Source organism: Klebsiella sp. RHBSTW-00484 (assembly GCF_013705725.1).
Taxonomy (GTDB): domain Bacteria; phylum Pseudomonadota; class Gammaproteobacteria; order Enterobacterales; family Enterobacteriaceae; genus Klebsiella.
Map to the genome: position 1 here is coordinate 5,296,196 of NZ_CP055481.1, position 24,794 is coordinate 5,320,989.

The 24,794-nt window shown below is 52.8% G+C and carries 25 protein-coding genes; 9 read left to right on the forward strand and 16 right to left on the reverse strand.

What is annotated here, in order from left to right:
• Positions 1-146 precede the first annotated feature (146 nt).
• On the forward strand, positions 147-605 hold the full coding sequence (locus tag HV213_RS24890) for a YbaK/EbsC family protein (protein WP_181483713.1): 459 nt from the start codon (positions 147-149) through the stop codon (positions 603-605).
• A gap of 13 nt (positions 606-618) precedes the next feature.
• On the opposite strand, the gene bglJ is transcribed toward HV213_RS24890, so the two are convergent.
• The 6 genes from bglJ to pobA all read right to left on the reverse strand — a co-directional run bounded on the left by bglJ (position 619) and on the right by pobA (position 5,539).
• Positions 619-1,299, reverse strand: a complete 681-nt coding sequence (gene bglJ, locus HV213_RS24895) for a DNA-binding transcriptional activator BglJ (RefSeq protein ID WP_181483714.1) — start codon at positions 1,297-1,299, stop codon at positions 619-621.
• Positions 1,260-1,982: a helix-turn-helix transcriptional regulator gene (locus HV213_RS24900; protein WP_181483715.1), complete on the reverse strand. Its 723-nt coding sequence runs from the start codon at positions 1,980-1,982 to the stop codon at positions 1,260-1,262. Before HV213_RS24900 ends, bglJ begins: the two co-directional genes overlap by 40 nt.
• A gap of 281 nt (positions 1,983-2,263) precedes the next feature.
• On the reverse strand, positions 2,264-2,449 hold the full coding sequence (locus tag HV213_RS33610) for a hypothetical protein (RefSeq protein WP_327021771.1): 186 nt from the start codon (positions 2,447-2,449) through the stop codon (positions 2,264-2,266).
• The gene (locus HV213_RS24905) at positions 2,431-3,411 is read right to left on the reverse strand and encodes an IS5-like element ISKpn26 family transposase (protein WP_000019450.1); all 981 of its coding nucleotides are present in this window, start codon (positions 3,409-3,411) and stop codon (positions 2,431-2,433) included. The genes HV213_RS33610 and HV213_RS24905 overlap by 19 nt, the downstream gene beginning before the upstream one ends.
• A 40-nt stretch (positions 3,412-3,451) precedes the next feature.
• Complete coding sequence (locus HV213_RS24910) at positions 3,452-4,333, reverse strand: helix-turn-helix domain-containing protein (protein ID WP_181483716.1); 882 nt, start codon at positions 4,331-4,333, stop codon at positions 3,452-3,454.
• 21 nt (positions 4,334-4,354) lie between these two features.
• Positions 4,355-5,539 carry a 4-hydroxybenzoate 3-monooxygenase gene (pobA, locus tag HV213_RS24915; protein ID WP_181483717.1) on the reverse strand — a complete coding sequence of 395 codons (1,185 nt, stop codon included), beginning with the start codon at positions 5,537-5,539 and terminating at the stop codon, positions 4,355-4,357.
• Positions 5,540-5,822: 283 nt separating this feature from the next.
• Between pobA and HV213_RS24920 the strand changes: the two genes are divergently transcribed.
• From HV213_RS24920 to opgB, 6 genes are all read left to right on the forward strand, one after another.
• Entirely contained in the window at positions 5,823-6,599 is a 777-nt protein-coding gene (locus HV213_RS24920; RefSeq protein WP_181483718.1) for a threonine/serine exporter family protein, read from the forward strand.
• Positions 6,590-7,063 (forward strand): threonine/serine exporter, encoded by a 474-nt coding sequence (locus HV213_RS24925; RefSeq protein ID WP_181483719.1) that lies wholly within the window; start codon positions 6,590-6,592, stop codon positions 7,061-7,063. Before HV213_RS24920 ends, HV213_RS24925 begins: the two co-directional genes overlap by 10 nt.
• 102 nt (positions 7,064-7,165) lie before the next feature.
• A complete protein-coding gene (gene dnaT / locus HV213_RS24930) occupies positions 7,166-7,705 on the forward strand; it encodes a primosomal protein DnaT (RefSeq protein WP_181483720.1) in 540 nt (179 codons plus the stop codon).
• A 2-nt stretch (positions 7,706-7,707) separates the two neighbouring features.
• Positions 7,708-8,445 (forward strand): DNA replication protein DnaC, encoded by a 738-nt coding sequence (gene dnaC / locus HV213_RS24935; protein ID WP_181486499.1) that lies wholly within the window; start codon positions 7,708-7,710, stop codon positions 8,443-8,445.
• Between the two features lie 64 nt (positions 8,446-8,509).
• Positions 8,510-9,004, forward strand: a complete 495-nt coding sequence (locus tag HV213_RS24940) for a YjjA family protein (RefSeq protein ID WP_181483721.1) — start codon at positions 8,510-8,512, stop codon at positions 9,002-9,004.
• 257 nt (positions 9,005-9,261) lie between these two features.
• Complete coding sequence (gene opgB / locus HV213_RS24945; RefSeq protein WP_181483722.1) at positions 9,262-11,553, forward strand: phosphatidylglycerol--membrane-oligosaccharide glycerophosphotransferase; 2,292 nt, start codon at positions 9,262-9,264, stop codon at positions 11,551-11,553.
• A gap of 53 nt (positions 11,554-11,606) precedes the next feature.
• Here the strand turns inward: opgB and HV213_RS24950 are convergent, their stop codons facing one another.
• The 10 genes from HV213_RS24950 to HV213_RS24995 all read right to left on the reverse strand — a co-directional run bounded on the left by HV213_RS24950 (position 11,607) and on the right by HV213_RS24995 (position 22,922).
• Entirely contained in the window at positions 11,607-12,527 is a 921-nt protein-coding gene (locus HV213_RS24950; protein WP_181483723.1) for an Rpn family recombination-promoting nuclease/putative transposase, read from the reverse strand.
• A 132-nt stretch (positions 12,528-12,659) separates the two neighbouring features.
• Positions 12,660-13,670: an SIS domain-containing protein gene (locus tag HV213_RS24955; RefSeq protein ID WP_181483724.1), complete on the reverse strand. Its 1,011-nt coding sequence runs from the start codon at positions 13,668-13,670 to the stop codon at positions 12,660-12,662.
• Positions 13,671-13,687: 17 nt separating this feature from the next.
• Entirely contained in the window at positions 13,688-14,749 is a 1,062-nt protein-coding gene (locus HV213_RS24960; RefSeq protein WP_181483725.1) for an SIS domain-containing protein, read from the reverse strand.
• A 12-nt stretch (positions 14,750-14,761) separates the two neighbouring features.
• Positions 14,762-15,613: a PTS system mannose/fructose/sorbose family transporter subunit IID gene (locus HV213_RS24965; protein ID WP_181483726.1), complete on the reverse strand. Its 852-nt coding sequence runs from the start codon at positions 15,611-15,613 to the stop codon at positions 14,762-14,764.
• Positions 15,591-16,370: a PTS mannose/fructose/sorbose/N-acetylgalactosamine transporter subunit IIC gene (locus tag HV213_RS24970; RefSeq protein ID WP_181483727.1), complete on the reverse strand. Its 780-nt coding sequence runs from the start codon at positions 16,368-16,370 to the stop codon at positions 15,591-15,593. Before HV213_RS24970 ends, HV213_RS24965 begins: the two co-directional genes overlap by 23 nt.
• 16 nt (positions 16,371-16,386) lie before the next feature.
• Positions 16,387-16,857, reverse strand: coding sequence for a PTS sugar transporter subunit IIB (locus HV213_RS24975; protein WP_181483728.1), 471 nt, complete (start codon positions 16,855-16,857; stop codon positions 16,387-16,389).
• Between the two features lie 14 nt (positions 16,858-16,871).
• Positions 16,872-17,294 (reverse strand): PTS sugar transporter subunit IIA, encoded by a 423-nt coding sequence (locus tag HV213_RS24980; RefSeq protein WP_181483729.1) that lies wholly within the window; start codon positions 17,292-17,294, stop codon positions 16,872-16,874.
• A 99-nt stretch (positions 17,295-17,393) separates the two neighbouring features.
• Entirely contained in the window at positions 17,394-20,159 is a 2,766-nt protein-coding gene (locus HV213_RS24985) for a sigma 54-interacting transcriptional regulator (RefSeq protein WP_181483730.1), read from the reverse strand.
• 283 nt (positions 20,160-20,442) lie between these two features.
• Positions 20,443-21,888, reverse strand: coding sequence for a tagaturonate reductase (locus tag HV213_RS24990; protein WP_181483731.1), 1,446 nt, complete (start codon positions 21,886-21,888; stop codon positions 20,443-20,445).
• Between the two features lie 11 nt (positions 21,889-21,899).
• Positions 21,900-22,922, reverse strand: coding sequence for a zinc-binding alcohol dehydrogenase family protein (locus HV213_RS24995; RefSeq protein WP_181483732.1), 1,023 nt, complete (start codon positions 22,920-22,922; stop codon positions 21,900-21,902).
• 203 nt (positions 22,923-23,125) lie between these two features.
• On the opposite strand from HV213_RS24995, the gene HV213_RS25000 reads away from it, so the two are divergent.
• Positions 23,126-23,823 (forward strand): IS1 family transposase gene (locus HV213_RS25000; RefSeq protein ID WP_223335778.1). Its coding sequence is split into 2 segments (ribosomal slippage): positions 23,126-23,375 and positions 23,375-23,823, totalling 699 coding nucleotides; the frame shifts between segments, so codons are not numbered across the junction.
• Positions 23,824-23,839: 16 nt separating this feature from the next.
• Entirely contained in the window at positions 23,840-24,754 is a 915-nt protein-coding gene (locus HV213_RS25005) for a GntR family transcriptional regulator (protein ID WP_181483733.1), read from the forward strand.
• The last annotated feature ends 40 nt before the right edge of the window (positions 24,755-24,794 follow it).

Below are 24,794 nucleotides of genomic sequence, written 5' to 3' on the forward strand. Positions count from 1 at the left end.
GATAACTGCAACCGGTTACAGTAACCGGTTGCGGCGATTGTGAAGAAGATCCAGGAATTAGAAAGATTCTTGATTGTCTACCAACAATATTTACACTTTGCGAAGCTTATTACAGATTTTTAACAGACACTCATCAGGAGATCGCAATGAGTCTGCAGTCCGTGCGGCAATTTTTTGCTGACCACGCCCCCGATATCGAAATCATCGAACTTAATCAGAGTACGGCTACGGTGGCACTAGCTGCTGCAGCGCATAATGTTGAGCCCGGGCAAATAGCGAAAACCCTGTCTTTAAAAGTAAAAGAACGGGTTGTACTTGTTGTCGCAAAGGGCGATGCGCGTCTGGATAACAAAAAGCTGAAGGAAGTGTTCGGTGCGAAAGCACGTATGCTGAGTAGTGATGAGGTAGTTACGTTAACCGGACACCCCGTTGGCGGGGTTTGCCCATTTGGCCTGGAAATTCCACTGGCGGTTTACTGTGACATTTCGCTGAAACAGTACCCGGAAGTTCTACCAGCAGCAGGGTCAATCCATAGCGCCGTTCGTATTTCACCCGAACGAATGGCGCGGTTGACTGATGCAACCTGGATTGACGTTTGTCTTTAATAAACGACTAACGCTACAGGGCAAGCCGCATACCTCTGGTATCATCGTTATTCGCTGACAAGCGCATCAGAATATCTGCTGCGCTCAGGAGTCCCATATCTGAACTGACGCCAAGCTTGGTCATAGCGTTAAATTTATGAGCGCGAATAGTTTTGATGTTTCGCTCCAGCTGTGTCGCAATCTCAGGCAACGAATAGCCGTAAGACATATAGCGCAGAATGGTATGTTCCGTCGGGCTCAGAATTTGGTTACATAAACCCTGCTTTTGGTTTACTGCGCTCTCATTCACCTGATGACTATGATCAAGAAGCTGAAGTAAGCGTTCCTGCAACTGTATACGGCAAGCTGATTTATTAAAAATACCATGCAAACGGGAAGGCGTAAGGTGGCTAATCAGTCGCATTTCCGCTTCATCAGTAGCTAAAACAATTCTCTGCATTTCAGGGCAATAACGCGCAATTTCGTGGAGAAAAAGTAAGCTCTCCAGTCGGGATCTGCGATTACCAGAAAGTGAAAAAATAATCGCAGTAAAATCTTTAGATTTAAGTTCTCGCTTTAATGCCTGAGTATCTTTAAAGAAGCAGACACTATAATTCTTGCCGCTTTCACGAGTTAATATGTGGCGAAGAGCCACTTCAGTCATCGCGCATTTTTCTACGACAGCGACATATCGTGTTGTGAGATCTTTTTCCATTCCGATTGGTCTCCATAGGCCGAATAAATATTCAGCTCCATCATTCCCTGTGCACTATTAATCCAGGCATACATCTCTGCATTACTGCGCAAAGACAAACGGCGCATCGCACTATTTTTTTGCGCGCTTATGGTTTTATTACTTTTTTTCAATAACGCAGCAATTTGATTAATTCCCCACCCTTTTGCAAGGAGCCTCAGGACCTTACGCTCAGAAAGCGTCAGAATGACCAACTTTTGCTGCTCTTCGCCAATATTCGCCATCTCTGGTGAGAATAAGGTCTGACTAATTCTCTCGGCGGCAAGGCCACCAGCACGAACGACTTCAATTAAACGCTTCACTGGTTCGCTATCAGATATTAATGTGCTTTCAGGCCGCATTAATAACTCAACAGCTAATGGGAAGCAGGCGCTTCCAACCATAAAGACCCAGTGTATATCCCTGTACTGAGTCATTAAAGAATAGTAGTGCTCACACATATTTCTTGGCTGCTCAATTTCGCCAGATAAATCGGCGATGACCAACACTGCGCGACGTAATTGAAGTAGGGTTAACTCGTCCTGAGAACGACAAAAACTCAGTTCATAATCAGGGAGATGCTCCCCAACGATTGCTTTCAATCCGGACTGCATGACCGGTATCCTGCTGATAATGATGCCGAACTTACCCTGTCCTGGTAACATAAACCCTCCGCTTCCTGTCGAAGACTCACGCGCGGCAAAAAAATAATCTGATAGATAGTTGAGTATCCATCTTAATTATTTTACCAAAATGAATCTTTATCGTCCCTGGCAAGCGTGTTGACGTCACGCTCTAAAGCCAATGTAATATTATGGTGAGCAACATATTGCTGTTATCCATGCCAATGATTAACATTAACACAGGTGGTTGTCAGCAATAAATTAGAAATGATTAAAACCGTCGTTAGTTACACTAACTTAAGATAAATTAAATAAAGATTTTTTTATTTTATATTTTTCCTAAGGAAGGTGCGAATAAGCAGGTCATTTCTTCCCAAGCTGACTCGCTGATTAAAATTTCGCGGATCTGGGCCGATTTTTTTCCCGCAAACACATCGAATCAGCCTATTTAGGCTATTTTTTCCACCATTTCTGGCGTTATTTCCGGTTTTTACTGAGATCTCTCCCACTGACGTATCATTTGGTCCACCCGAAACAGGTTGGCCAGGGTGAATAACATCGCCAGTTGGTTATCGTTTTTCAGCAGCCCCTTGTATCTGGCTTTCACGAAGCCGAACTGCCGCTTGATGATGCGAAACGGGTGCTCCACCCTGGCACGGATGCTGGCTTTCATGTATTCGATGTTGATGGCCGTTTTGTTCTTGCGCGGATGCTGCTTCAAGGTTTTTACCCTGCCGGGACGCTCGGCGATCAGCCAGTCCACATCCACCTCGGCCAGCTCCTCGCGCTGTGGCGCTCCTTGGTAGCCGGCATCGGCTGAGACAAATTGCTCCTCTCCATGAAGCAGATTACCCAGCTGATTGAGGTCATGCTCGTTGGCCGCGGTGGTGACTAGGCTGTGGGTCAGGCCACTCTTGGCATCGACACCAATGTGGGCCTTCATGCCAAAGTGCCACTGATTGCCTTTCTTGGTCTGATGCATCTCCGGATCGCGTTGCTGCTCTTTGTTCTTGGTAGAGCTGGGTGCCTCAATGATGGTGGCATCCACCAAAGTGCCTTGGGTCATCATGACGCCTGCTTCGGCCAGCCAGCGATTGATGGTCTTGAACAATTGACGGGCCAGTTGATGCTGCTCGAGCAGGTGGCGGAAATTCATGATGGTGGTGCGATCCGGCAGGGCGCTATCCAGGGATAATCGGGCAAACAGGCGCATGGAGGCGATTTCGTACAGGGCATCTTCCATGGCACCGTCGCTCAGGTTGTACCAATGCTGCATGCAGTGAATACGCAGCATGGTCTCCAGCGGATAGGGCCGTCGGCCATTGCCCGCCTTGGGATAAAACGGCTCGATGACAGCGGTCATATTCTGCCATGGCAGAATCTGCTCCATGCGGGAGAGGAAAATCTCTTTTCGGGTCTGACGGCGCTTAGTGCTGAATTCACTATCGGCGAAGGTGAGTTGATGGCTCATGATGTCCCTCTGGGATGCGCTCCGGATGAATATGATGATCTCATATCAGGAACTTGTTCGCACCTTCCCTAAATGCTTTAGGCGATTCACCGTTATAGCGCCGAAAAAAACGGGAGAAATAAGCGGCATCAGTAAATCCTAAATAATCAGAAAGTTGCGCAATAGTCATGCTGGTGTATTGCAGGTTACGGCGCGCCTCAAGCATCAACCTTTGATGTAAAACCCCCAGCGCGCTGCAGCCGTAAAATTCACGGCACAAATAATTCAGGTGAGTCGCAGAGAGCCCCACCAGCCTGGAATACTCTATTAAAGGCATATGTTCGCGATAATGGCTTTCAATGAGGCGAGAGAAATGGCGCATAACGCTACGCTTACGTTCAGCTTTGTCCTCCGCGATCCGCGCTGGGAGATACTGTCTGTTCAACCATACCAATAATGCACCCAGCAACGAATGCAGCATCATTTCGCGCGCATCATGATCCTCGCTGTACTCTTCCCGTAAAGCAGTAAACAGCGCCCGGATATGGCCCCGGGACTCTTTCACCGACACGCATTGTGGCTGGCCGAGTACATCCAACTGACGACCAAACTGGTTTTCAAAACGTCTGAGCAGCGGTAGCGCCAGTGACAAAACGTATCCTTCCGTGCCCGGAGAAAACCGGAACCCGTGAATACAAAGCGCTGGAACAACCTGAATGCAGGCTTCAGTCATCACCGTGGTTGCCCCTTCGATTTCGATTTCTGCCCGCCCTTTATGCAGATAAAGCAGTTGCACCAGCTCAGCATGCTGATGCACGCGGATATGCCATTCATACAGACGACTACGCTGAAGTATCGATTCGCAGTGCAGGAGGTCGGGAGTTGGCCAGCCGCGATCTTCGCCATACAGTTTAAAAACGGGAACGGTTTTCGCTGCCTGCATGACGCCTCCTGCTCTTTTCGTTTATGCCACGCGCTCCATCGGCAGACCGACGTAGTTTTCAGCGATAGTGGTGAGTCCAGCACGAGACTCAAGATAATAGCGACGATCTGCCGCCTGCATTTTTCTATCAAACTCGCTTTGTTGCGGGAAATCATGCAACAGGCGAGTCATAAACCAGCTGAATCGCTCGCCTTTCCACACGCGGTCCAGGGCGAAGCGGGAGTAGCTTGCCAACAGGTCAGCGCGACCATGGTGGTAATATTCGCGTAGGATTCGCCACAAATAGTTCACATCAGATGCTGCCAGATTCAATCCTTTCGCCCCGGTAGGCGGAACGATATGCGCCGCGTCCCCTACCAGAAATAGCCTCCCATATTGCATGGGTTCCACCACATAACTGCGTAGCGGTGCAATACTCTTCTCAAGTGAGTGACCAGTCACTAACCTGGTAGCCAGCTCATCGGGCAAGCGCAGCTTCAACTCTTCCCAGAAACGTTCATCAGCCCAGTCATCAACCTTTTCGCTTAGCGGTACCTGTAAATAGTAGCGGCTTCGAGTTAGTGAGCGCTGACTACACAGTACAAAGCCGCGCTCATGATGGGCATAAATCAGCTCTGGGTTAACTGGTGGCGTATCGGCCAGCAAACCCAGCCAGCCAAACGGCCAGACGCTTTCATACTCTTTAAGAACCCCTGACGGGATACTTTGTCGGGAAACGCCGTGAAATCCGTCACAACCGGCAATAAAATCGCACTCCAGCAGATGTTTTTCGCCGTTGCTGACAAAAGAGACGGACGGCCGGTCACTTTTCGCATCATTAATCGTGACATCGCTGACGCCATAAATAATCGGTGCTCCGCATTCCGCCCGCGCCGCCATTAAATCCCGCGTCACTTCGGTCTGACCGTAAACCATCACGCTTTTACCTTGAGTAAGCTCCGTCAGTGCAACCGGCACGCGCTTGCCGTCAAACAAAAACTCAACCCCATGATGTACCAGCCCTTCCGCATCCATCCGCCGGGCAGCCCCTGCTTCACGCAGCAAATCCACCGTTCCACTTTCCAGAATCCCCGCGCGGATCCGCCCCAGCACGTACTCTGGCGTTTGCCGTTCGAGGATGACGGTTTGGATCCCGGCGCGATGTAATAACTGCCCTAACAGCAGTCCGGAAGGACCCGCTCCGATAATCGCAATCTGTGTTCTCATAGGGTCACCTCAGCATGGTTAATTATTTGTTTGTTTTTTGTTTATTAAAAGTTCCAACTTGCATTTTTGATAAGTCTGAGGGGAAAAAGAAGGGAAGAATGAGTACAAAAATTGCACTTTTCACCAATTTTACGAAAATGCGGCAGGGATCAAATTCCAGGAGGTCAGCAGGGCGGGTGATTTTTTACATATTGTTTGATCCTGACCGCTCAGATAAAGCAAGACTTCAGGTAAAAGTATCGACAGACACTACGGCATCGGGCATCACGGACAGCAGGTATTTATGCAAGCAGACAGGGCAACTCAGCGCGCAATCACGCGATTGTGCATTCAATGTGGTCTTTTCTTATTACAACACGGCGCAGAGAGCGCACTGGTTGAAGAGCTTTCAACACGTTTGGGCCGGGCCTTGGGTATGGATAGCGTTGAAAGCGCGATTTCCTCTAACGCGATCGTGCTCACAACAATAAAGGATGGCGAATGCCTGACGTCAACGCGGAAAAATACCGATCGCGGCATCAACATGCACGTCGTTACGGAAGTTCAGCATATCGTCATCATGGCGGAGCATAAGCTACTGGATTATAAGGATGTTGAAAAACGCTTTGCTCAAATCAAACCGCTGCGCTATCCGCGCTGGCTGCTGGTTGTCATGGTTGGCCTCTCCTGTGCCTGCTTCTGCAAACTCAATAACGGCGGCTGGGATGGTGCTCTCGTCACTTTTTGCGCCAGTTCAGTAGCAATGTATATTCGCCAATTGTTAACCCATCGCTCAATGCATCCGCAGATTAACTTCTGCCTTACCGCCTTTGTGGCGACAACGATTTCTGGGCTCATGTTACGCCTGCCTGTATTCGCCACGACGCCGACGGTAGCCATGGCCGCCAGCGTACTCCTGCTGGTACCAGGCTTCCCGCTAATCAACTCCGTTGCCGACATGTTTAAAGGGCATATCAATACCGGAATGGCTCGCTGGGCTATCGCCAGCCTGCTCACCCTCGCCACCTGTATTGGCGTGGTAATGGCAATGACGATGTGGGGGCTGCGCGGATGGGCATAATCATGTATCTCTTCGCCCTGCTGCAGGATATGGCCCTTGCCGCTATTCCCGCCGTTGGCTTCGCTATGGTATTTAACGTCCCGCAGCGCGCGCTACGCTGGTGCGCTTTGTTAGGCGCTATCGGCCACGGCTCGCGCATGGTGATGATGACGGCAGGTTTTAATATCGAATGGGCGACGTTCATGGCCGCCCTGCTGGTTGGTTGCATCGGAATTCAGTGGTCTCGCTGGTATCTGGCGCACCCGAAAATTTTCACCGTCGCAGCCGTTATTCCCATGTTTCCAGGAATATCCGCCTATACCGCGATGATTTCGGCGGTAAAAATCAGCCATTTCGGCTACTCAGAAGAGATGATGATTATGCTGCTGAGTAACTTTCTTAAGGCATCATCTATTGTTGGCGCGTTATCCATCGGTCTTTCTATTCCAGGGCTTTGGCTGTATCGCAAGCGCCCGCGCGTATAGACGACCGCGCCGCGGGGTCACCTGCGGCGCTCCTTCCTAAGCGCCCTCTATGCTACTATGTGATTGTTCCCCCCTTTAGTTGTTCAGAGTTGAGATTGATTTATGTCTTCGCGAATTTTAACTACCGATTTTAGCGGTCTGGATGACTTCATGCAGGACCCCGCAGCGGTACTGGCGAAATCGGCCAGCGGCGCCGTTGCCGTATTTGCCAATAACGCGCCCGCGTTTTATGCGTTAACCCCAGAACGTCTGGCGCAGTTGCTGGAGCTGGAAGCAAAACTCTCGCGCCCCAATAGCGATATTGCCCTGGACGCGCAGTTTTTTGATGAGCCAACGGCGGCCCCCGTTGCGGTACCGATGGGAAAATTCCCGATGTACGCCGACTGGCAGCCGGATGCAGACTTTCAGCGCCTGGCCGCGCTCTGGGGTATCGCCCTGAGCCAGCCGGTCACGCAGGAAGAACTCGCCGCGTTTGTCACCTACTGGCAGGCGGAAGGTAAAGTCTTTCATCATGTCCAGTGGCAGCAGAAGCTAGCGCGCAGCGTGCAGATTGGCAGAGCCAGCAACGGCGGCCAGCCGCGACGCGACGTCAACGCGATTAGCGAACCTGATAACCATATTCCACGAGGATTCCGAGGATGAGCATGAAAAATGTCGGCGATTTAATGAAGCGCCTGCAAAAAATGATGCCAGCCCATGTCGAACCCGCGTTTAAGACAGGTGAAGAGCTACTGGCATGGCAAAAAGAACAAGGCAAGCTGCGTTCGGAAGCACTGGAGCGTGAAAACCGCGCCATGAAAATGCAGCGAACGTTTAACCGCTCCGGTATCCGCCCACTGCACCAGAACTGCTCTCTGGATAACTACCGGGTGGAATGTGAAGGCCAGATGATCGCGCTTTCCCGAGCACGCCAGTACGTCGAAGAGTTCGACGGCAATATCGCCAGCTTTATTTTCTCAGGCAAGCCTGGCACCGGTAAAAATCACCTGGCCGCCGCCATCTGCAATGAGCTGCTGCTGCGGGGTAAGTCGGTGTTGATCATTACCGTCGCCGATATTATGTCGGCGATGAAAGATACTTTCGGCAATCGGGAAACCAGCGAAGAGCAGCTTCTCACCGACCTGAGCAAGGTCGATTTACTGGTAATAGACGAAATCGGTATGCAAACAGAGTCACGCTACGAGAAAGTCATCATTAACCAGATTGTCGATCGCCGCTCCTCGTCGAAGCGTCCTACCGGCATGCTAACCAACAGCACCATGGAAGAAATGAATAAGCTACTCGGCGAACGTGTCATGGATCGTATGCGCCTGGGAAATAGCCTATGGGTCAATTTTAACTGGGATAGCTACCGCGATCGCGTGACCGGAAAAGAGTATTGAGATATTTCTTAATCCCGCCAGCGTTATACTGAGAACATTATTCCGTTACGGTTAAGAGTATCTTATGAAATCTACCAAAATGATGTTCCGCACGGTAGTGGCGGCGGGTGCTTTAATGATTTTTGGCGCACAAGCCACCTCCTGGCAGGATTCTCTCTCCAGCGCCGCTAACCAGCTCAGCAGCCAGAGCGGTAGCCAGCAAAACGGCGGCATGTCGCTCTCATCGCTCACCAGCCTGTTGAACGGTGGCAGCCAGTCGCTAACCTCCAGCAGCATGAATAATGCCGCCGGGATTATGTCTTACTGCGCGAAACAGAAGCTGGCCTCGGTGACGAATACTGAAAACGTCAAAAATCAGGTTCTGGATAAACTGGGTCTCAGCACGCCAGAGAAACAAAAAGAGGATACCAGCTACCTCAATGGTCTTCAGGGGCTGTTGAGTAATAAAGACGGCCAGCAGTTGAATCTGAACACCCTCGGCAGCAGCCCGCTGGCGGAGAAAGTGAAAACCAAAGCCTGCGACCTGGTATTAAAACAAGGCGTTAGCTTCCTCTCCTGATATCTTCATCAAATGCCGCGTTTGGCGCTTTATCTCCGCCAGCGCGGTCGCAACGCTGATTTTTTAACATCTCTCGCCCTTAGGCCCCTTGCAGACAAGATGTGAGGCTGCTCAAAAACGGCGATTTCTAAACCAATTCTGAACCACAGCACAATTTCATGACGATACAATTGCGGCGATATGGCGCTGCAATTACAGTGTAGCGTGGAAAGTGATCTATTCGGCCAGCCGTCAACTGGCGTTAATGAGGGTGAGCTGTGTCAGAGTTGTTATCCATCGCCTTGTTTCTTGCTTCGGTGATGATTTACGCATTAAAAGCTGGTCGTAATACCTGGTGGTTCGCCGCTACGCTCACGGTGCTGGGCCTGTTCGTTATTCTCAACATTACCCTCTACGCCAGCGATTACTTCACCGGTGACGGTATTAATGACGCGGTACTCTATACGTTGACCAACAGCCTGACGGGCGCAGGCGTGAGTAAATATATTCTGCCGGGCGTTGGTCTGGTCGTGGCGCTGGTCGCGGTATTCGGCGCGCTCGGCTGGGTGCTTCGCCGTCGCCGTCATCATCCTCATCATTTTGGTTATAGTCTGGTGGCACTGGTTCTGGCGCTGGCGTCAGTGGATGCCAGTCCGGCCTTCCGCCAGATTAGCGAGCTGGTCAAATCCCAGTCGCGCGATGGCGATCCGGATTTCGTGGCTTACTATAAAGAACCCGCGAAGAGCATTGCTAACCCAAAACTAAACCTGGTGTATATCTACGGTGAAAGCCTTGAGCGTACTTATTTTGATAACGATGCGTTCCCGAGCCTGACGCCAGAGCTTGGCAAACTCAAAAACGAGGGGCTGGACTTTAGCAATACCGCTCAGCTTCCGGGTACCGACTACACCATTGCCGGAATGGTTGCTTCCCAGTGCGGGATCCCACTGTTTGCACCATTCGAAGGTAACGCCTCCGCTTCGGTCTCCAGCTTTTTCCCGCAGAATATCTGCCTGGGCGATATCCTGAAAAACTCCGGTTACGAAAACTACTTCGTCCAGGGAGCGAACCTGCGCTTCGCCGGAAAAGATGTGTTCCTGAAATCTCACGGCTTCGATCACCTGTACGGGGCGGAAGAGCTGAAATCAACGGTTGCCGATCCAACTTACCGTAACGACTGGGGTTTCTACGACGACACCGTCCTTGATGAAACGTGGAAAAAATTCGAAGAGCTTTCGCAATCCGGGAAGCGCTTTTCGCTGTTTGCTCTGACGGTCGACACTCATCATCCGGATGGCTTTATCTCCCGTACCTGCCAGCGCAAAAGCTACGACATGGACGGCAAAAAGAACCTTTCGTTCAGCGCCGTTTCCTGCAGTCAGGAGCATATCGCAGCGCTCATTGAGAAAATTAAAGCCTCGCCGTGGTTCAAAAATACGGTCATCGTGGTTTCTTCCGATCACCTGGCAATGAAAAATAGCGCCTGGGATTATCTGAATAAACAGGATCGCAGCAACCTGTTTTTCGTCCTGCGCGGTGATGAACCCCAGCAGGATACGCTGGCGGTTAAGCGTAATACCATGGACAACGGCGCGACGGTGCTGGATATCCTCGGCGGCGATAACTTTATTGGCCTCGGGCGCAGCAGCCTGTCCGCAGAGTCGCTTTCGGCGATTTTCCTCAATATGAAAGAGAAAGTACTGGCGTGGAAGCCCGACGTCATCCGCCTGTGGAACTTCCCCAAAGAGATGAAGAATTTCACCGTCGATTCGCAGAAGAATATGATCTCCTTCTCCGGTAGCCATTTCCGCCTGCCGCTGCTGCTGCGGATCTCCGACAAACGCGTTGAGCCGCTGCCGGAAAGCGAATACTCCGCCCCGCTGCGCTTCCAGCTGGCCGATTTCGCCCCGCGCGATAACTTTGTGTGGGTCGACCGCTGCTACAAGATGGGCCAGCTATGGTCGCCGGAGCTGGCGCTCTCCACCGACTGGTGCGTATCGCAGGGCCAGTTGGGCGGCGAACAGCAAGTCCAGCGCGTAGACAAAGCCCAGTGGCAAGGCAAGACGGCGTTCAAAGATACCCTTATCGATATGGAGCGCTATAAAGGCAATGTCGATACCTTGAAAATTGTCGATAACAACATCCGTTACAAGGCCGACAGCTTTGTCTTCAACGTCGCCGGTGCGCCTGAGGAAGTAAAACAATTCAGCGGTATTTCCCGCCCGGAATCATGGGGACGTTGGTCCAACGCGCAGCTCGGCAATGAAGTGAAAATTGAATATAAAGAGCCGCTGCCGGAGAAATTCGACCTGGTCATTACCGCCAAAGCCTACGGACCGAATGCCAATAAACCGATTCCGGTACGCGTCGGCGATAGCGAGCAAACGCTCACTTTGGCCAATGATGTCACCACAACTACCCTGCACTTTGATAATCCGTCGCGCAGCAATACCTTAACTATTGCGCCACCGGATCCGCAGTCAACCAACGAGGGCAATATTCTCGGCCACTCCCCACGCCAGCTGGGTATCGGCATGGTTGAAATCAAAGTGGTGAAAAGCGAAGGATAAAACAAGCGCGCCCGGCGGTTTTTAAGCCGGGCTATTGTTTTAGGGTCAGGACATCAACAATGCAGCGGCTTTAGCTCATCCGCCGAAAGCCCAGTGATCCGCTGCACCGTCTCTTTATCTAAGCCGTCTTGCAGCATACTGCTGGCAATGCGCAGCGCCTCGCGTCGGCTCCCTTCCTCTAAGCCCTCCAGGTGTCCTTCTTCCCGGCCTTCTTGCTTAAGTTGTTGAGCGATAGACATCAACCTCTCCTCATACTGTGGCAGACGACGAGCCAACTGGCGGACAAACGCACTCGGATCAGTGGTATTGCCGTACTGCAGCATATAGTGAAACAGCATTCTCAACTGCTTGCGGTTAGTGTATCCCAGCATCACAAGGGCCGCCAACGACTCTGTGATCCCAGTGAGATCGCGCTGGCGAATATGCTTTTGCATTAGCTCAAGTAGAGCAACCCGACGATGCTGGACAATTTCATCATCCGGCATCACCGTGACATCAACCAGCGGAAACTGGCAGCCATACAGCTTCTTCGCCATCTCCGGGGAAGCAAACTCATCCAGCCAGTTCAGGGAGAAGGGATAGGGGCTGGTCACGCCATGATAAAAGAGCATCGGCACCACCAGCGGCAGCTCTTTATGCTCAGCATCCAAATGCCGCTGCATCGCGGCGATAGCGTAGCGCATCAGACGAAAAGCCATATGATTATCCGGTGAGCTCTGGTGTTCTATCACCACATAGACGTATCCCAGACCAGAGGTGGTTTGTACTGACCACAACACATCCGAATACCAGGCGCGCAGATCTTCATCGACGAAACTCGCTGGCTCCAACCGCAGCGTCGCAAAATCACACTGCTGACGGATCTCTTCAGGAAGATAGAGCGTGAGGAAATCATTCGCCGTCTCCGGGTGGCGAAGAAATCGCTTGAATACCGCATCGTGAGGCGTTGAAGTAATACGTTTTTTCATGGCCATCCGCTTGCCAGAAAGAGAAGGAAAGCCGGACTCTACCACCGGTTTTTACCCGGCTGGATTTGGCGATGATTTTCTGGGAAGCGCCTCGGAGAATAGCGTAGCGGCCAGCAAGCTGACCGCCATAGACAGGATTTAGTAATCAAACTGCCGGTAATAACGGCGGATATTCAGGTCGTGGCCGGTATGATGTTCAAAGTGGGCCGCCAGCCTGTCCACCAGCAGTGTAGACACCACGCACGGCGCCATAATCCAGCGGAAAGCGTCATCAATGCCGTTCAGCGGATAATCGCGCGGGTCGATAACCACCAGGTGGTCGGTTATCTTCTGTGCAAAGCGTTCGACGCGCTCGTCCAGCGCCCGGCATTTGCCCTCGCCTTTCACCAGGAACAGCGGTACTTCTTTTTCCAGCAGCTCCAGGGTGCCGTGGAAAAACTCAGCCGAACTCACCGACTTGGTTCGCTTCCACTGCATCTCTTCGAGAATACACATCGAGAACAGGTAGACTTCCCCCCACATCTCCGCCCCGCCAATCCACATCATGTAATCGCGGTCATAATATTGCGCAGCGATTTTATCCGCCTGCGGATCGAACTGGCGTTTGGCCTGCAGCAGATTTTCCGGCAGCAATTCCAGCTGGCTGGCAAAACGGTCATAATCAGCAAACTCGCCGTGACGATAAATCACGCGGAAGAATAACCAGTACAGCAGCATATATTCATATTCCACGCCGTTCTTGTGGCACATCGGAATATGCCAGCTGGCGGCATCGGCCAATGGCGAATCAGCATTACGGGTAATTGCCACGACGCGAATTCCCTGCGCCTTACACCATTCGGCAATCGCTACCGACTCTTTGGTATCGCCCGACTTCGATAACGTCACGACAACCGCATCTTTATTTAATTTTTTATGCCCGTGATGAATTAATTCCGCCGCCTGCTCAAGATAAACCGGCAGCCCGGTTAATTCTTTAGCAAATTCATTAATGGCCATCATCGGGGCTAAAGAACCGCCCACGGAAACAAAAAATAATGCACTACAGCCACTGTGATAAATATCGTCGGCGACGTTTTCTGCCTGTTGGCGCGCAGAGATTATCTCGCGAGCACTGGTTAAGTACTCGTCCTGATTAAAACCCAACATAGTTTTCTCCTGAATAATCAGATTTTACTTTTTAATACGCGGTCAAAATCGTCAAAAATACGTATTGCAAGATCGATGCCCTTGAGTCCGGCGGTATGCCAGGCGAGCATTTGGACAGGCACAATCAGCAGCAGCGGCGCCAGGTGATGTTCACACGGGCAATTTAGTGCCAGCGTTTGCTCATCTTCCTCACCGCTCAGCGTCAACGTAAAGGCCTGGGCAATGGACGGCGCCATATAATCGCGCAGCGCGCGGGTGCGCTCATCCGGCGCGTCTTCAATAAACAGCATCACATGGCGGGCATTGGCCTCCAGATAAGGGCCGTGCATATACGCTTCCAGCTCAAAACCGCTGGAAGGCGCGCGCACCGTCTCGGTAAATTTGGTTTCGAACTCCTTCGCCACCCCAACCAGCGCGCCATAGCCGGTGGCGACGAAGCGCTCGCCGCCGCGCAGCGTTTCACCATGCAAGTCGATAAAACGCGAAGTGCGGACAATCACATCCGGGATCGCCGCCGCCAGACGCTGCAATTCGGCAAGATAGCGCTGCTCCTCAGCCTCGCTAGCTTTCCCCTGGCTGCGGGCAATTATCAGCGCCATCAGCAGCAAATTCAGCACCGTGGCGCTAAATCCGCGGGTGACAAACCCCACGCTCTCGATGCCAGTATTGATATCCAGCACCCCGTCACAGGCCTGAGCTATCGGGCTTTGCGGGTCTGAGGTCAGAGCAAAAACCGGTAGATTCGCCGCCTGCACTTTACGCATCGCCTCCAGCGTCGAGGCGCTTTTTCCGCTCTGCGAAATCGCCACCACCAGGTCGGTATGCGGGTCGATGGACTCATAGTGGGTAAAGTTGTACGGCTCTTTAATCTCCACCAGTACGCCAAAGCGTTGTTCAAAGAAATAGCGCGCACAAAGGGCGGCATTTAGCGATGATCCGGTCGCCAGCAGTAGAATACGGCGCACCGGGTGCTGGCGAGCAAAGGTGTCAATCGCCGCCAGCTTTTGCCGGTAGTCGCGAAGGATCTGCGTCAGGCAGGCGGATTCTTCACTGATGTAAGTCATCATCGTTGGTTTCATAGCTCACTCCCGTTAAAACAATCCAATCCACGAGCCCGCAATACCCACCAGCGCCATACCGCCGATGATCGAGAGCGGCTTAACCTTGCGCCCCAGCAGCCAGTAGACAATGCCGAAGCTCACCAACGGCAGCATACAGGGCATAATGTCGTTGATAATGTCCTGCACCTGGGTCTTCGCCTCCCCGGCGCCGAAGGAGATGGGGATGGTGATATCAATCATTGAGGCGGTCATCGCCCCCACCACCATCAGACCGATAATCGACGCCCCGTAGGTCAGGCTCTCCATCATTCCGCTCTTCTGGATCCGCTGCAGTACCCCGGTGCCCAGCACATAGCCCCAACGTGTAAACAGCCAGCGCACCAGGATATGCGGCACGTTAAACACCAGCAGAAACAGAATCGGCCCAAGAATGTTGCCCTTCAGCGCCAGGCTGGTGCCGATCCCTGTGGCGATCAGGCGCAGCGTGCCCCAGAAGAAGGAGTCACCCAGTCCGGCCAGCGGCCCCATCAGCGACGCCTTGACGTTATCAATCGCGTTGGCATCCATGTTTTTCTGCTGGCTATTTTTCTCCTCCATCGCCGTGGTGATCCCCAGCAGCAGGGTGACGATATGCGGCGTGGTATTAAAGAAAACCAGATGCCGTTTTAATGCTCCAGCCAGCTCCTCTTTGCGCGGATAGAGCTTTTTCAGCACCGGAATCAGCGCGTAAACAAAGGCGAGGTTCATCTGCCGCTCATAGTTCCAGGAGAACTCCATCTGGAAGGAGCGCCAGAATACCCGGCGTAAATCACGCGGCGTAATGCTCGTCTCTTCCTGCTCCTGCGGCTGCAGGGTCTCTTCAGAAATCATCTTCGTCGTCATCGCTGACTCCTTGTTCTGTCGTCGTACGAGGTGAGCTAAACGCGGTGACGTTAACCATCACTACCGCCACGATAGCGCCGAGAATGGCGATACCGGTCACCGGGATTTTCAGGTAGGCCATCAGCACAAAGCCGAGGAAAAAGTACGGCGCGACCTTCTTATTAATCAGTAATCTGGCGAGCATCGCGAAGCCCAACGCTGGGATAATTCCGGTCGCCACGCTCAGGCCGTGTTTGATAAATTCCGGGATCGTATCGAGCAGGGATTTCACCGCATTGCTGCCGACCAGGAACGACACGGTCACCACCGTCGCCAGCATCAACGACAACCCAAATCCGGCAATCAGATGCATTCGTTCAATGCCGCGCGTATCCGCCTGTTCTGCGTAGCCGTCGGCCTTCTGGCTGAGCATCGGAATAAACATCCCCAGATAGACGTTTTTCAGGATCAACGTCAGGGTGGCAATCGGCAGGCCTAGCAGCAGCGCCGTTTCCGTTCCCGCGCCGGAGGTAATGGCGAACGCCACCCCAAGAATGCCGCCGGTGACCACATCAGGCGGGATCGACGCGCCGACGGAGAAGGATCCAATAAACGCTAGCTCCAGCGTCGCGCCCATGATCACGCCGGTCTGCACATCCCCGAGCACCAGCCCGGTCAGCAGCCCGGTGACGATAGGCCGTGAAATCAGCGACGTCCCCAATGCGTATTCTGATTGCGCAATAAACGCCACCAGACCGAGTAACAGAGCCTCTACCATAATCTGTCCTCCGGAATTAAACACATTCCGCAAAAAGCTGTTTGCGATCGTTAGGGACCTGGCGAATTTCAACCTCAACGCCATTCCCAACCAGTTGTTGCAGCTGTTCTATTTCTTTTGGCAGTAAATTAATTGCCTTAGAGATATTCTTGCTGCCCTCTTTCGCTTTAATCCCGCCAAGATTAATGCTCTTGATATTTCCCACCGCATTGGCAATACGCCAGGCATCGTCCACCGATTCAACAACAATAAATAAATTATATTTATCGGTAACGCCGCTTTTAATTGCCTCAATGGAGTCATCAATATTTTTAATTACCAGTTTTACCGACGGCGGCTTAGCGAGCTTAATCGTCGTTTTACGTAGTTCATCGTTAGGGACATTATCGTTAGCGATCAAAATACAATCGGCACCGACATATTGCGTCCAGGAAAAGGCTACCTGTCCGTGAAGTAATCGATGGTCTACCCTTAAAAGCGTAATCATAGTGTTCCCTCATTTCAGAAGTCTTTATCAGTGGTCATCGCACTGGCAATCGTCTGATTGCAGTACTGAATGCTCTCTTTGGCGCTTATTAATGCTTCAGAAATTAGCTTTTCGGTATTTTCTTCCCCTGCCGAAATAAGCAGGTCAATAATTAATGGCAGATTTAAACCGGACAATAAATGAAAGTTTGGGCGCGATAAAAAGCGCACAAACTCATTATTGACGCTACCGGCGAAGATATCCGTAATCACAATCAGTTCATCCTCGGCGGGAAAACGCGCCAGCAGCGTCTCCACCTGCTGCGTCAGATCGACCTCCTCCTCCACATAGGCGCACAGGGTATGAATATCCGGCTGTTTACCGAGGATCAGCTCCACGGAATTCAACAGACCGTTAGCAAAGGTGCCATGGCTGGCAAAAATATAGTGTCGTTTCATCCTTACCTCGAAAGCGCATTCCACTGCTTTCTTAATTGCAACCGGCGTGCCAGAAACAGTGGCGCGCAGGTTAGCGTAAGGACGAACAGACGAAAGGAATTAAAACTCTTGATCTTCCTGAATAAATTCCGTTTCCCGCGTCAGGATATCGTGAATGTAATACAGCTCAACCGGGGGGATTTTGACACTATATCCACTCTCTATGACACTAAAGGCCTCACGCAGAATAACCAGCTCACTCTGCGGACACTGCCTTCCCGAGTAATGGGTCGGTGAAGCGTTGCGAATTAACCGCTCAATCAGACAGCTAATATGCACATACAGCGCCACCTTACGATCGTTGGGCACATCGCAACCGGCCAGATGCTCATAGCGCAGTAAAAACTGCTCGACCTGATTGATCACCTTCCCGGTATCGAGGATCGTCACCGACTCGATCACCCTGCGCAGCGAGAAATTCTTCAGGATCAGGTTATTGATTTCGCTGACCTGCTCAGCTGTCGCCAGTTCGCCGAAGATACGCATCAGCGGCCGGCTTCCTTCGCCAGAAATCAGCGAATCGAGCGAGATCCACGGCAGTTCGGCCAGATGCGGATCCAGGGTGCCAACGATCGCCAGCACCTCGTAGCGGCTCAGCATCGACTCCCGCCGTGCGGGATCGGCGAGAGTTTCCACATCACAGGCCACAATATCAATGCCGAGGGATTCAGGAATGCTGGCTTTTAACAGCGCCGACAGATTGGCTGCGGCCCCCAGACCGGTGGCGCAGGTGGTAAGAATTGCCCGAGGTTTGTCGGTTTGCGGGTAGTAGAGCTGATGCTCAACCGCGAGGTCATCGCCAATCTCACGGACGATATCCTCCAGCATATCACCCTGTAAAATGCGCTCGCCAACGTACATCGCCATCCCGGTCGAGACGTTATTAATAATCGCCATCGGGGTGGTCAGGCGGCGGTTAAAGTGGCTATGAATCGCCTTCAGCGAACCCATATCGACCAGAATGATTAGCCCGGAGGCCAGCGCGTGGCTCTCAATGTAGCTTATCACCTGGTCGGCGATAGCCTCCGGCGTGACGTCGAGCGGCATATCAAATGACTCAAACAGCTGGCTTTTCAACAGCCGGTTCGCCACGTTAGCGATACTGCTGGCGGTGGCGTAGCCGTGGGCCACAATTATTGCGCGAGTCACCTGCTGCTGGCTGATTGCGCCGGTTTTTTGCAGCCACAGCACCAATAACAGCAGGTCAATGCGCCGGGGCTCGATATCCAACTTCAGCGCCAGCGCGGCGAGGATCTCTTCGCAAAAGCGATACAGCAGCGGGAATTTCTGCGCCAGAAAGTCCTCCAGTTGGCGGCTTTTCTCGCTGCTCATCCGGGATTGCGCCTGGCGGGAACGATGTATCAGGTAGTGGCTCAGGGCGTAGATACAGTTGCCGTTAAACTGGATATTGAAACGCTTTTCAAGGCGATAAAACTCTTCCCGCACCTGGTGGGTGATCAGCAGCAGCATATGCGAGCTGTTGGCATCGTGATTATCGAAAATTAGCCGATCGAAGAGGGTTTCAATCTCCTCGCCCATGCTTTTTTGCGCCTCTTCCCAGTGCGTTTTTTTACTCAGCACCGCCTCGTACAGCGCCAGAACGCGGCATTGCGTATCGTAAATCAGCCCCTGCACCGGGTCGCGCGCGCGCAGTAGCCAGACCAGGCTGGTCTGCGGTTCGACGAGCAGCGGCTCCTCCTGGCCCATCGGTTCACTCAGCGCAGGCGTTGCGGCCATGATATTTTCCGGCAGGTCATGCAAAGTGACGTTAAGCACCTCGCTACCGGGGCATTTAGCCCATGCCGACGCCACCGCGTACTTAATCACGTTCTTCAGTTCACCCACGTTGCCGCGATAAACATAGTGAGCCAGCACCTGTAAAAGCCGCGGTGTCAGCTGCAGCCGGGCGGCGAGCGTGCGCGCCTCCTGCCAGAAAAACTGCAACGTTAACGCTTCTTTCTCGTGACGACTGCGGTTTTGCAAATCCGGCAGGCTGACGAGGATTGGAATGCGGCGAATAAAAGTGGTCAGAAAGGTGCTATGAATATCTTCGGTGGTGGCAAATACCAGCCGCAGCGAAATCGGCAACCCCTGCGCCGTTTCCCCCACCCGGTAGATCTCCTTGCGGTCCAGCCAGGTGAAAAGCTTCTCCTGCCCCTGCGCATCCAGGCGATGGACTTCATCAAGAAACAGCATACCGCCGTTTGCCGCCTCAAACGCCCCGGCTTTATCGCTCTGCGCGCCGGTAAACGCGCCTTTGACGTAGCCAAACAAGTTGGCGGCCAGTAGCTCCGGGTTGCTGGCATACTGGGCGCAGTTAAAGCTGATAAACGGCGCATCCGGCTCCAGCAATCCCTGAGCGATAGCGAACTCGTGCATCAGCTCCGCCATATAGCTTTTGCCGGTGCCGCTGTCGCCGGTAATCAGTAGCGGCAGCCCGCCGTTGGGATAAAACAGCGCGGTTTTCATCTGCTCAATGGGCTTACGCAGGCTGCCATCATGGCCGGTCAGTAGTGAAAAATGATCCGCCTGCTCCGGCTGCCGGTCGCTTTCAGCAAGCAGCTCCGCCATGCTGGCGTACTCGCTGCGGGAAAGGGGGAAGAACTGCTGGCGAAAGGCTTTTTTATGCAGAAAATAGACCGGCCGAGTGTTGATCTTCACCAGCACATCCTGGGTAACCAGCTGGTTCAGATAGTGGCTGGCGGTATTTCTTTGCATCGCAAAACGCTGAGCCAGATAGCTGGCCGTGAAGACTTCGCTCAGGTTATCCGGATCAAAAAAATCCGTCTGATTTTGCAGAAAAGCCAACAGTTCTGTTTTACGCATGCATCCCCCATCATCGCCATCGCAGGCACTTAGAGCCTCTCCCAGTAGGCGTTATTGGCGCAGGCAGTTTGAACACGGCCAGCGCGGAAGAACCGGAGCGTACACGTAGTACGTGAGGATTCTGAGCACTGCCCAGGTTCAAAATGGCAAGCAAAATAGCCCTAATGGGATAGGCTCTTATGATGCGGGAAATCCACTAATCATTGGCGCTTAATTCATTTTTTGCGGTTCAGAGCACAAAAAAAACGGCGTCCAAATCCGCGGACGCCGCACAACAAACCGACTACAGCCGTGCCAGGGCCTCGCGCATTCCTGCGCTCAACATCACTTCCAGGTACCGCGTAACCTGTTCGGCCAGTCTAGGGATTGCCGTCAGATCCTCACCCCAGTGCGCTTTATCCTGCAAAACCTCCACCACCAGATCTTGCAGCGGGCGACCGCGCGCCACTTGCGTCCAGCCTTCAGCAAAGCGGGTTAACCAGACGTCATCATCCTGTAGTGGATACGTCTTCCCGTCACGCTGGCCGCGATAAAAGGCGATCAGCGCCGCCAGGGCGAACGTCAGGCGCGGCGGAATCGTGCCATGCTGGCGAATATTCGTCAGCAGCTGCGGCAGGATCCGGGTACGGAATTTAGTCATACCGTTAAGCGCAATAGACAAAAGCTGATGGCGAATGTACGGATTGAGAAAGCGCCCGGTCACCGCATCGGCAAACTGCTGTAGCTCATCGGCTGGCAAATCAAGCGCCGGAATAATCTCTTCGCCGATGGTTTGCTCCACATAGCGGCGAATGGCCTCGTCCCGCATCGCTTCGCCAACCGTATCCACGCCGCACAACCACGCGACGGGGACCAGCGCGGTATGCGCACCGTTGAGAATGGCGACTTTGCGCTCTTTGTAGGGGCGAATATCGTCGACGATGCGAATATTGAGCGGACAGCGGTCAAGGCACAGTTTCTTCGCCAGCGTCTGCGGGCCCTGAATCACAAACAGCCAGAAGTATTCGGCGGTATCAAGGAACGCATCGTGATAGCCCAGCTCCGCTTCCAGCGTTTGCGCTTCATCACGCGGGTAGCCGGTCACGATGCGGTCAACCAACGTGGAACAGAAGGTATTGGCCGTTTCAATCCAGTCGCTAAAAGCCGCAGGCAGCTGCCACTCTTGGGCATAGCGCAGCACCAGCGCCTTCAGCGCCTCGCCGTTATAATCAATCAGCTCGCAGGGAATCATCATCCACCCCTTATCCGCTGCGCCGTCGAAATGGCGGAACCGTTCGAGCAGAAGCTGGGTCAGCTTCGCCGGGAAGCTCACCGGCGGCATATCGTCAGGCCGGTCTCCGGCATGGTAGCTAATGCCCGCTTCGGTGGTGTTCGAAAACACGAACTCAATTTCCGGGTTACGGGCCAGCGCGAGATAGTCGGCAAAATCCTGCCAGGGGTTGATCTCGTTATTAACGGAGCGAATAACCCGCGCCTCGCTCACCGCCTCGCCGCGTTCATCCAGTCCGCGGATCACCGTGGTGTAAAGCCCGTCCTGGGTATTGAGCGATGGCGGAAACTCGGTGTTGATCGGGCGAACAATAGTTACCCCGGCGGCCAGATCGGTATGCTCATTCAGCAGATCCAGCTGCCAGTCGACGAATGCCCGCAGGAAATTGCCCTCGCCGAACTGAATCACCCGCGTCGGGTACTGAGCCCCCGGAAACTCTTTTCTGTTTAATGTTTTCATGGCCTTCCCTGCTAAAAATGAATGATGCCTTTGATCAGCTGGCGATTGTTAATCACTTCGCTTTCATAGATTTCAGCCAACGATTTGAAATCGTAACGATGGGTCAGCATCATTCTGGCGGTCACTTTCCCTTCGGCCATCAGCCGTCCGACTTTGGCAAAATCCTCTTCCGTCGCGTTACGGCTCCCCATCATGGTCGTCTCTTTCTTATGAAACTCCGGGTCCGAGAACTGCAGTTCACCTTTAAACAGGCCGACGAAAACAATGCTGCCGCCGTGGCGAATTAAATTCACGGTGTTATTCATCGCATGCTGGTTCCCCGTCGCGTCGATCACTTTTTGCGCCAGAGAGCCGCCAAACGTCTCACACAACTGGTCGGTAAACTGCGGATCGGAGGGGTCAAGGGTGGTCAGGCCAAGATGCTGCGCCACATGATCGCGTCGCGCCGGGCTGGTATCCGCCACCACTACCTGCGCACCGTCGGCTTTGGCAATTGCCGCCGCACCCAGGCCAATCGGTCCCGCCCCAACCACCAGCACCTGCTCTCCGGGCTGAATAGCCGCGCGACGCACCGCGTGAGCACTAATGGCGAAAGGTTCAATCAGCGCTACCGCCTCAGGATCAACGCCATCAACCACCAGCAGGTTCTTCACCGGCACACAGAGATACTCGCTAAATCCACCGTCCCGATGCACGCCGATGACTGAAATCTTCTCGCAGCAGTTTGTCCGCCCGCTCAGGCAGGCCGGACACTGACGACAGGCCACGTAAGGAATAACCGCAACCTGCTGTCCGCTCTTCAGATTAAGAATATTTTTACCGAGGCCAATTATCTCGCCGCATATTTCATGGCCAAGTACTCGCGGGTAGCTAAAAAAGGGTTGATTACCGCCCCACGCATGAATATCCGTCCCGCAAATCCCCACCGCTTTTATTTTAATCAAAACTTCATCATTGCCAGGAATGGGAATCTGGCGTTTTTCCCAGTTAAGTTTTTTGGGTTCCTGACACACTAATGCATTCATCGACGTCATAATTATTGCCTCCGTATTTGTTGGCTTAGATATCGATGAAAAACAGAATCCAGGATAAAGTCATTACGAAAATTGTGAAACCTCGCGCACAAAACCGTTTTAAATCCGGTTTTAATATCTAAAAAACAGGGAGTCTATGTATGAGCCGGGTGATGCTGCCAACTTACTGATTTAGTGTATGATGGTGTTTTTGAGGTGCTCCAGTGGCTTCTGTTTCTATCAGCTGTCCCTCCTGTTCAGCTACTGACGGGGTGGTGCGTAACGGCAAAAGCACCGCCGGACATCAGCGCTATCTCTGCTCTCACTGCCGTAAAACATGGCAACTGCAGTTCACTTACACCGCTTCTCAACCCGGTACGCACCAGAAAATCATTGATATGGCCATGAATGGCGTTGGATGCCGGGCAACCGCCCGCATTATGGGCGTTGGCCTCAACACGATTTTCCGCCATTTAAAAAACTCAGGCCGCAGTCGGTAACCTCGCGCATACAGCCGGGCAGTGACGTCATCGTCTGCGCGGAAATGGACGAACAGTGGGGATACGTCGGGGCTAAATCGCGCCAGCGCTGGCTGTTTTACGCGTATGACAGGCTCCGGAAGACGGTTGTGGCGCACGTATTCGGTGAACGCACTCTGGCCACACTGGAGCGTCTTCTGAGCCTGCTGTCGGCCTTTGAGGTCGTGGTATGGATGACGGATGGCTGGCCGCTGTATGAATCCCGCCTGAAGGGAAAGCTGCACGTTATCAGCAAGCGTTACACTCAGCGCATTGAGCGACATAACCTGAATCTGAGACAACATCTGGCAAGGCTGGGACGGAAGTCACTGTCGTTCTCAAAATCGGTGGAGCTGCATGACAAGGTCATCGGGCATTATCTGAACATAAAACACTATCATTAAGTTGGAGTCATTACCTATGAGCCGTTCACAAAACCTTCGTCATAACGTGATTAACCAGGTCATTAACGATATGGCGCGCGGCTTTATCCCCTCGCCGCTGCCCTCGCAAAGCGCGCTGGCGGAGATGTACAACATCAGCCGCACCACCGTGCGCCATATCCTCAGCCACTTATGCGAGCGCGGCGTGCTGAGTCAGGTCAATCAGGATTACCTGATCCTCCGCCTGCCCGAAGTGCATGACGGCTTCGACGGCTCCAGCGCCTCGCTGTCCGAGCAGAATCGCCTCTTCGAGCAGGCATTTTTCACCATGATCAATCAGCGCCAGCTGCGCGCCGGAGAGATGTTTTCCGAGCTACAGCTGGCGCGGGCGGCGGGCGTCAGCCCGGTGGTGGTAAGAGAATTTTTATTGAAGTTCAGCCGCTACAACCTGATTGAAAGCGAAAAACGCGGCCAGTGGAATATGAAGAAATTTGAGCAATCCTGGGCGGAGCAGCTGTTTGAACTGCGCGAAATGCTGGAAACCCACGCGCTCCAGCACTTCCTCAACCTGCCGGATAACGATGCCCGCTGGCTACAGGCGAAAACCCTGCTTGAGCGCCATCGGGCGCTGCGGGACAGCATCGGCGACAGCTTTCGCATGTTCTCGCAGCTCGATCGAGATTTTCACACACTACTGCTTTCCGCCGCTGACAATATATTTTTTAATCAATCACTTGAGATTATCTCCGTTATCTTCCACTTCCACTATCAGTGGGATGAGAGCGACCTTAAGCAGCGCAATATCATCGCCATTGATGAACACATGACCATCCTGAGCGCGCTCATCTGCCGCAGCGACCTGGACGCCAACCTGGCGCTGCGTAACCACCTGAACTCCGCAAAACAATCCATGATTAACTCGCTCAAGCAAAATGAATCCCTGCTTTATTAAGTACCGATTAAAAACAGCAAATGATTATCAGGAGCACAAA